Raw genomic sequence first — 576 nt, forward strand, 5'->3', positions numbered from 1 at the left:
CTTGGAACAAAAAATAATGCAATCACAACCCGTGCCCATCTTCATCAGCAACGCTGATTACTTGATGAACACATTTTCGTTGTGCTTCTTCCAGATTGTTAAAGAACAAATATAGCTGTTGGGTAAAACCCAACTCATAACGTCGTAACTGACGACACTATGAGTTGGCCTCTACATCGCCACCGGCGATCAATGAGAATCAATGGTGGAGGTGAACGGGATCGAACCGATGACATCCTGCTTGCAAAGCAGGCGCTCTCCCAGCTGAGCTACACCCCCATATTTCGCTTGCCGCGAAATACCTGGTGGGTCTGGTTGGATTCGAACCAACGACCCCCGCCTTATCAAGACGGTGCTCTAACCGACTGAGCTACAGACCCAAAACCTTCTCGGATCAGTAGTCAGGAAGCTGAAGACCTAGGGAAGACTCCCTCGACCCAAGCCTACAACTGATCCCAGCTATATCAAACAACCGATAAGAGTGGACGCTTAACACGAGCACATAAGCTCTGAAAGGAGGTGATCCAGCCGCACCTTCCGATACGGCTACCTTGTTACGACTTCACCCCAGTCATG

At 49.5% G+C, this 576-nt stretch carries 2 tRNA genes and 1 rRNA gene; all 3 read right to left on the reverse strand.

Going from position 1 to position 576, the window contains the following annotated elements:
* Positions 1-203: 203 nt before the first annotated feature.
* Positions 204-279, reverse strand: a tRNA-Ala gene (locus tag HV786_RS27210).
* 24 nt (positions 280-303) lie between these two features.
* Positions 304-380, reverse strand: a tRNA-Ile gene (locus tag HV786_RS27215).
* Positions 381-512: 132 nt separating this feature from the next.
* Positions 513-576: ribosomal RNA gene (locus HV786_RS27220) — 16S ribosomal RNA — on the reverse strand; the annotation flags it as partial.

Source organism: Achromobacter mucicolens, from assembly GCF_902859725.1.
GTDB lineage: Bacteria > Pseudomonadota > Gammaproteobacteria > Burkholderiales > Burkholderiaceae_B > Achromobacter > Achromobacter mucicolens.